The 7,531-nt window shown below is 70.6% G+C and carries 5 protein-coding genes; 2 read left to right on the top strand and 3 right to left on the bottom strand.

All coding sequences use genetic code 11. The annotated features are described in order from the left end of the window. From O3Q52_RS15635 to O3Q52_RS15625, 3 genes are all read right to left on the bottom strand, one after another. On the bottom strand, positions 1 to 1,197 hold a 1,197-nt coding region (locus O3Q52_RS15635; protein ID WP_269649382.1), incomplete at its 3' end, for a PucR family transcriptional regulator ligand-binding domain-containing protein. A gap of 50 nt (positions 1,198 to 1,247) precedes the next feature. Next, the gene (locus tag O3Q52_RS15630) at positions 1,248 to 2,630 is read right to left on the bottom strand and encodes an FAD-binding oxidoreductase (RefSeq protein ID WP_269649381.1); all 1,383 of its coding nucleotides are present in this window, start codon (positions 2,628 to 2,630) and stop codon (positions 1,248 to 1,250) included. Positions 2,631 to 2,758: 128 nt separating this feature from the next. Next, the gene (locus O3Q52_RS15625) at positions 2,759 to 4,561 is read right to left on the bottom strand and encodes a glycoside hydrolase family 15 protein (RefSeq protein WP_269649384.1); all 1,803 of its coding nucleotides are present in this window, start codon (positions 4,559 to 4,561) and stop codon (positions 2,759 to 2,761) included. A 475-nt stretch (positions 4,562 to 5,036) separates the two neighbouring features. On the opposite strand from O3Q52_RS15625, the gene O3Q52_RS15620 reads away from it, so the two are divergent. Beyond that, entirely contained in the window at positions 5,037 to 6,704 is a 1,668-nt protein-coding gene (locus tag O3Q52_RS15620) for a CTP synthase (RefSeq protein WP_055613782.1), read from the top strand. 123 nt (positions 6,705 to 6,827) lie between these two features. Continuing rightward, the gene (locus O3Q52_RS15615) at positions 6,828 to 7,454 is read left to right on the top strand and encodes an NUDIX hydrolase (protein WP_269649380.1); all 627 of its coding nucleotides are present in this window, start codon (positions 6,828 to 6,830) and stop codon (positions 7,452 to 7,454) included. Positions 7,455 to 7,531: the final 77 nt, after the last annotated feature.

Below are 7,531 nucleotides of genomic sequence, written 5' to 3'. Positions count from 1 at the left end.
CATGCCCGCCCGCTCCACACCGGCCCGCAGCGCCGCCGCGACCCGGTCGGCGACGGTCGCCCGCTCGGACTCCGTGCGCAGGCCCAGCAGCAGCGGTACGCGGCCCTCGACGGGGCGTACGCCCAGCAGGCCCGGCACTCCGACCGAGGCCAGCTCCTCGGCGACCGCGCGCGCCAGGACGGCCCAGCCCCCGCCGGGAGCCAGTCCGTCGGCGAGCCTCATCACCACCGGGAGCAGCGGCCCGGGACCGGGCTTGAAGCCGAGCACGCGGGCCTGCGCGGGCGCGTCCCCGGCGGCGATGCGGCCCTCGGCGAGGTCGGTGAGGAAGTCGCCGCGGCCGCGCGCCGCCAGTTCCTCCTCCTGGCGGGCCTGCATCAGGACCACGGCGAGGATCCCCGCGGCCCGTTCCGCCGCGATGCGGTGCACGGGTGCGAGGGGGGCGTTGGGGGCGTTCACGGGCAGGAGGACGAGCCGGGCCCGGACCGAACCGGTGCCGGGACCGCCGCCGGGCACGTCCACGAGGACCGACCCGGCCGGCGGGTCGTCCTGGTGCTGGCCGCGCAGCCCCTCCCAGACCTGGAGCGGGTCGGCGTTCGCGGGTCCGGCCCCGGCGGCGTACAGGAGCTGTCCGTCCGGGGTCTCCAGGAAGACCGGGTTGCCGCTGAAGTCGGCCAGGATGCCGAGGACCTGGGGGATGCCTCCTCCGCCGAGCAGGGCCTGGGTGCAGCGCCGGTGCACCTCCTCGGCCTGCTGGAGCAGTGCGTAGTGGCCGTTGACGATCTCGGTGTGGATCTCCTCGGTGACCGTCACGAACGGCACCTCGCGGTGCAGTTGGACCAGCGGCAGCCCTGCCGTGCGGGCCGTCTCCACGAGGGCCGCGGGCAGCCGGGTGAAGCGCGGCCCCAGTTCCACCACGAGGGCCGCGATGCCGCGCTCGGCGAGGGTACGGACGAAGGCGCGCTGGTCGGCGGGGCGGGTGCCGAGCCCGTACCCCGTGGTCAGGAGCAGTTCGCCCCCTTTAAGCAGCGACGCGATGTTCGGTACCTCGCCCGCATGCACCCAGCGCACGGTGCGGCCCAGCCGGTCGGCGCCCGCGAGGATCTCCGGCAGGCCGCCGCGCAGCCCGGGCAGTTCCAGGGCCCGCTGCACGGTGATCCCGCCACCGTGCGTGTCCGGCGTGTCGATACGGCTGTCCATGACGCGGACGCTACCTCGTCCTCCACCTGCCGTGACGTGCCGGACAGGGGCTACGCCGGCGCGATGTTGTGGTTGAAGCGGAACACGTTGTCCGGGTCGTAGTGGGCCTTCACCGCCGCGAGCCGCCGGGTGTTCTCGGCGCCCAGGCCCGCCTCCACCCGGTCCTCGCCCTCGTCACCGATGAAGTTGAGGTAGACCGCGCCGGTGCTCCACGGGCGGACGTCGGCGCGGACGTCCCGCACCCACCGGACGCAGCGCTCGTCGTCCGCGGGGTCCTCCCAGATGCCGAAGGGGTGCACGGCCCAGGGCGAGTCCCGGTACGGCACCGGGTATGCGCGGGGGCCGTCGGCGACCGCGCCGCCCAGCGGGAACAGCACGTGCTGGGTTCCGGTGGGCACCGGCATCGTGTCCGCGCGGGCGCAGAAGACGTCCAGGAGCTCGTCGGGCGCGCCCGTCAGGTACTCCGCCGACCAGTAGTTCCGCATCCCCGGCGGATCGTCGATCATGCACTGGAGGTCCGCGTACGGGATCGCCGTGACCATCTCCACCTCGTGCGGCAGTGCCAGCAGGGGCTGGGCGGTCTTGCGCAGGTCCTCCTCGCTGCCCGCGTACGTCACGAGGGCCCCGCACAGCAGCGTGCCGACCAGGTGCTCGGGGACGAACTCCTCGGGCGGTCCCGTCATGTAGATCACGCCGCCGGCCGCCTCCACCGGCCCGGTCTCCATGATCTCGCGGAAGACGCGGGCCACCTCCGGGCCGGACTCCGGGCGGTACAGCAGCATGGCCATCGCGAACTCGGGCAGCTCGTGGAGTCTCAGGGTCAGTGCGGTCGCGACGCCGAAGTTCCCGCCGCCGCCGTGCAGGGCCCAGAACAGCTCGGGGTTCTCCTCGGCGCTCGCGTGGACCGCCGAGCCGTCCGCGGTCACCAGGTCGACGCCGAGCAGGTTGTCGATCGCGAGCCCGAACTTCCGCTCCAGCCAGCCGCTTCCGCCGCCCAGCACGAAGCCGCCGACCCCGGTGGTCGAGGCGCGGCCCCCGGTGGTCGCCAGGTGGTACGGCTCGGTGGCGCGGTCCATGTGGCTCATCGTCGCGCCGCCCCCGACGCGTACCGCCGCCGCTCCGGGATGGACCGTCACCTCGTGCATCCGGCGCAGGTCGACGACCAGACCGCCGTCGTTCAGGGCCATGCCCGCCACGCTGTGGCCGCCGCCGCGGACCGCGATCTTCAGGTCCAGGTCCCGGGCGAACCGCACCGACCGCGCGACGTCGGCCTCGTTCGTGCACTGCGCGATCACGGCAGGCCGCCGGTCGATCATCGCGTTGAAGACCGCCCGGGCCTCGTCGTACCCCGGATCCTCGGGGGCGATCACGTCACCGACGAGATCCTCGCGGAGTGCGGCGAGCGCCGCGCCCGCCTTCGAGAGGGAAGCCATGGCCGCCCCCCTTCCAGAGCAGGGGCATGTACGTGCTTCCAGCCTAGGCGGGCGGGGTCCATCGGTCGCGCCGAGCCGGGCAGGACGACGGTCGGGCGGCCCCCTGTGGCAGCCGCACGACCCTACGGTCAGCCTCCGTACGCCCCGGAGGCAGTCAGACGCAGTGCCGTGTCGATCAGCGGCACATGGCTGAACGCCTGCGGGAAGTTGCCGACCTGGCGCTGCAGACGCGGGTCCCACTCCTCGGCGAGGAGACCGAGGTCGTTGCGCAGGGCCAGCAGCTTCTCGAAGAGCTTGCGGGCCTCGTCCACGCGGCCGATCATCGCGAGGTCGTCCGCCATCCAGAACGAGCAGGCCAGGAACGCGCCCTCGTCGCCCTCCAGGCCGTCCACGCCCGCGTCCTCGCCGGAGGTCGGATAGCGCAGGATGAAGCCGTCCGACGTGGACAGTTCGCGCTGGATGGCCTCGATCGTGCCGATCACGCGCTTGTCGTCCGGCGGCAGGAAGCCCATCTGCGGGATCAGCAGCAGCGAAGCGTCCAGCTCCTTCGAGCCGTACGACTGGGTGAAGGTGTTGCGCTCCTTGTCGTAACCCTTCTCACACACGTCCCGGTGGATGTCGTCGCGCAGCTCGCGCCACTTCTCCAGCGGGCCGTCCGCGTCGCCGGACTCGATGAGCTTGATCGTCCGGTCGACGGCGACCCAGGCCATCACCTTCGAGTGAACGAAGTGGCGGCGCGGGCCGCGCACCTCCCAGATGCCCTCGTCCGGCTCGTCCCAGTGGTCCTCCAGGTAGCGGATCAGCTTGAGCTGGAGGAGCGAGGCGTAGTCGTTGCGGGCCAGACCCGTCATGTGGGCCAGGTGCAGAGCCTCCGTCACCTCGCCGTACACATCCAGCTGGAGCTGGTGCGCGGCGCCGTTCCCGACGCGTACGGGACCGGAGTTCTCGTACCCGGGAAGCCAGTCGAGTTCCGCCTCGCCCAACTCCCGCTCGCCCGCGATGCCGTACATGATCTGCAGGTTCTCCGGGTCGCCGGCGACCGCGCGCAGCAGCCACTCGCGCCAGGCACGCGCCTCCTCGCGGTAGCCCGTGCGCAGCAGCGACGACAGGGTGATCGCCGCGTCACGCAGCCAGGTGTAGCGGTAGTCCCAGTTGCGGACACCGCCGATCTCCTCCGGCAGGGAGGTGGTGGGCGCGGCGACGATGCCGCCCGTCGGCCCGTACGTCAGCGCCTTCAGCGTGATCAGCGAGCGGACCACGGCCTCGCGGTAGGGCCCGTGGTACGTGCACTGGTCCACCCACTCGCGCCAGAACTCCTCGGTGGCCTCCAGGGACGCCTCAGGCTCCGGCAGCGCGGGCGGCTGCTTGTGCGAGGGCTCCCAGGAGATCGTGAACGCGATTCGGTCACCTGGCGCGACCGTGAAGTCCGAGTACGTCGTCAGCGCCTTGCCGTAGGTCTCGCACTCTGTGTCGAACCACACCGAGTCGGGCCCCGCGACGGCCACCGTCCGCCCCTCGTGCTTGTGCACCCAGGGCACCACACGCCCGTACGAGAAACGCATCCGCAGCGCGGAGCGCATCGGGACGCGGCCCGTGACGCCCTCGACGATCCGGATCAGCTGCGGCGCGCCGTCACGCGGAGGCATGAAATCCGTCACGCGGACCGTGCCGCGTGACGTGTCCCACTCGGATTCCAGGATCAGCGAGTCGCCGCGATAACGACGGCGGACAGCGGTCGGCGGTTTGGCGTCGGCGGCGTGCGCCGGACCGAGCCGCCAGAATCCATGTTCCTCCGTGCCGAGAAGTCCTGCGAAGACGGCGTGGGAGTCGAAGCGGGGGAGGCACAGCCAGTCCACCGTGCCGTCCCTGCAGACCAGCGCGGCTGTCTGCATGTCTCCGATTAGTGCGTAGTCTTCGATGCGCCCGGCCACGTGCAACTCCAGTCGAACGGCCACGTCGCCCCCCGAGGGGCGGTCGCTCTTTGCGGTCAAGGGAACGTATGTAAATCGTCGTCGCGCGACGTCAATTGTCGTGGTGATGTCGTAGCGAAACGAACTGACGAGCTCTCGAAGTTCCGGGCGACGGGCGTGGGTGGTGCCGTTTGCCGGCCTGACTCGGCAGCGATCGTCCGAGCAGGATACGACGCACGCTGATGATCCGCGCGCCGCTCCCGACAACCCGTCTGAGCCGAACGAGTGAGCACGACTGTGGTCCGTGTCGACCCGTGTGCAGAGCGTGGCCGGAAGCAGCCTCGCCCCGTCGCTGATACCCTGGTAGCCCGTGGACCGGTGGGCGCCCCGGCAGGAAAAGGGACCCCCGAACCGCAGCGACGGCACCTCCGGAATCCTCCGGGTCGGGCAGCCGTACCGCACCAGACACCGCGACCACGGGAGCCCCCTCTTGGCCATGCCGCCCGCTGCTTTCCGAAGCAGCACAGCCACGACGACCAAGCACATCTTCGTCACCGGGGGTGTCGCCTCCTCCCTCGGCAAGGGTCTGACCGCCTCCAGCCTGGGCGCGCTGCTCAAGGCGCGGGGTCTGCGGGTCACCATGCAGAAGCTCGACCCGTATCTCAACGTCGACCCGGGCACCATGAACCCGTTCCAGCACGGTGAGGTGTTCGTCACCAACGACGGCGCCGAGACCGACCTGGACATCGGCCACTACGAGCGCTTCCTCGACGTCGACCTGGACGGCTCCGCCAACGTCACCACCGGGCAGGTCTACTCGACGGTCATCGCCAAGGAGCGGCGCGGCGAGTACCTCGGCGACACCGTGCAGGTCATCCCGCACATCACCAACGAGATCAAGCACCGCATCCGGCGCATGGCCACCGACGACGTCGACGTCGTCATCACCGAGGTCGGCGGCACGGTCGGCGACATCGAGTCGCAGCCGTTCCTGGAGACCGTGCGTCAGGTCCGTCACGAGGTCGGTCGCGACAATGTGTTCGTCGTCCACATCTCGCTCCTTCCGTACATCGGCCCCTCCGGGGAGCTGAAGACGAAGCCGACCCAGCATTCGGTTGCGGCTCTGCGCAGCATCGGTATCCAGCCAGACGCGATCGTGCTGCGCGCCGACCGCGAGGTGCCCACCGCGATCAAGCGCAAGATCTCCCTGATGTGCGACGTCGACGAGGCGGCCGTGGTCGCGGCCATCGACGCCAAGTCCATCTACGACATCCCGAAGGTCCTGCACACCGAGGGCCTCGACGCCTACGTCGTCCGCAAGCTCGACCTCCCGTTCCGCGACGTCGACTGGACGACCTGGGACGACCTGCTGGACCGCGTGCACCGCCCGGTCCACGAGATCAACATGGCGCTCGTCGGCAAGTACATCGACCTGCCGGACGCCTACCTTTCGGTCACCGAGGCCCTGCGCGCGGGCGGTTTCGCCAACAAGGCCCGTGTGAAGATCAAGTGGGTCACCTCGGACGACTGCAAGACCCCGGCGGGCGCCGCGAAGCAGCTCGGCGACGTGGACGCGATCTGCATCCCCGGCGGCTTCGGCGACCGCGGCGTGTCCGGCAAGGTCGGCGCCATCCAGTACGCCCGCGAGAACAAGATCCCGCTGCTCGGTCTCTGCCTGGGCCTGCAGTGCATCGTGATCGAGGCCGCGCGCAACCTCGCCGACATCCCGGACGCCAACTCCACCGAGTTCGACTCCGCCACCGGCCACCCGGTCATCTCCACCATGGCCGAGCAGCTCGACATCGTCGCGGGCGACGGCGACATGGGCGGCACGATGCGCCTGGGCATGTACCCCGCCAAGCTCGCCGAGGGCTCGATCGTGCGCGAGGTGTACGACGGCAAGGAGTACGTCGAGGAGCGCCACCGCCACCGCTACGAGGTGAACAACTCCTACCGTGCCGAGCTGGAGAAGAAGGCCGGCCTGCAGTTCTCCGGGACGTCCCCGGACGGCAAGCTCGTGGAGTACGTGGAGTACCCGCGGGACGTCCACCCTTACCTGGTCGCGACGCAGGCACACCCCGAGCTGCGCTCGCGTCCGACCCGGCCGCACCCGCTCTTCGCGGGCCTGGTCAAGGCCGCCGTGGAGCGCAAGACGGCCAAGTAGCACGCGGGTTGTACGGTTGCCGGGGTGCGCGTCTTTTGAGGCGCGTGCCCCGGTTTTCGTAGGGTTTCTGTTGGGCGTATTTCTGTTGGGCGCAGATTCGTGCGTGTGGGAGGACAAGTCGACATGACCATCAAGGACACCACCGAGGAGTGGGAGGTCAGGGCGACCCAGACCCCGTTCGTGGGCAACAAGACCTCCGTGCGCACCGACGACGTGGTCATGCCCGACGGATCGGTCGTCCGGCGCGACTACCAGGTCCACCCGGGTTCGGTGGCCGTCCTCGCCCTCGACGACCAGGGCCGCGTCCTGGTGATCCGCCAGTACCGGCACCCCGTGCGCCACAAGCTCTGGGAGATCCCGGCCGGGCTGCTCGACATCCCCGGCGAGAACCCGCTGCACGCCGCCCAGCGCGAACTCTACGAAGAGGCCCACGTGAAGGCCGAGGACTGGCGGGTGCTCACCGACGTGTTCACCACGCCCGGTGGCTGCGACGAGGCCGTGCGCATCTTCCTCGCCCGCGATCTCTCCGAGGCCGAGGGACAGCGCTTCGAGGTCGAGGACGAGGAGGCCGACATGGAGCTCTCCCGCGTCCCGGTCGACGAGCTCGTACGGGGCGTCCTCGCCGGGGAGCTGCACAACAACTGTCTGGTCGTGGGCGTACTTTCGCTGATCGCGGCGCAGCAGGGAGACGGCCTGGACGCCCTGCGCCCGGCCGAGGCGCCGTGGCCCGCACGCCCCTTCGAGGCGTGAGCCACTCCGGCGCCCGCTCCGGAAGCCGTTCCCGAACACACTGCTGAGCCCCTCCCTGAATCCACTCGGGCCCGTGC

Source organism: Streptomyces sp. ActVer (assembly GCF_027270795.1).
In the GTDB taxonomy this organism is placed as follows: Bacteria; Actinomycetota; Actinomycetes; order Streptomycetales; family Streptomycetaceae; genus Streptomyces; species Streptomyces umbrinus_A.
The sequence above is the reverse complement of the archived record's forward strand: the minus strand, read 5'-3'. Positions and strand labels throughout refer to the sequence as shown.

What these genes read in the sequence shown, in the direction of transcription:
- O3Q52_RS15615 (WP_269649380.1), top strand. Translation starts at nt 6,828, where the DNA reads ATGACCATCAAGGACACCACCGAGGAGTGGGAGGTCAGGGCGACCCAG.
- O3Q52_RS15620 (WP_055613782.1), top strand. Translation starts at nt 5,037, where the DNA reads ATGCCGCCCGCTGCTTTCCGAAGCAGCACAGCCACGACGACCAAGCAC.
- O3Q52_RS15630 (WP_269649381.1), bottom strand. Translation starts at nt 2,630, where the DNA reads ATGGCTTCCCTCTCGAAGGCGGGCGCGGCGCTCGCCGCACTCCGCGAG.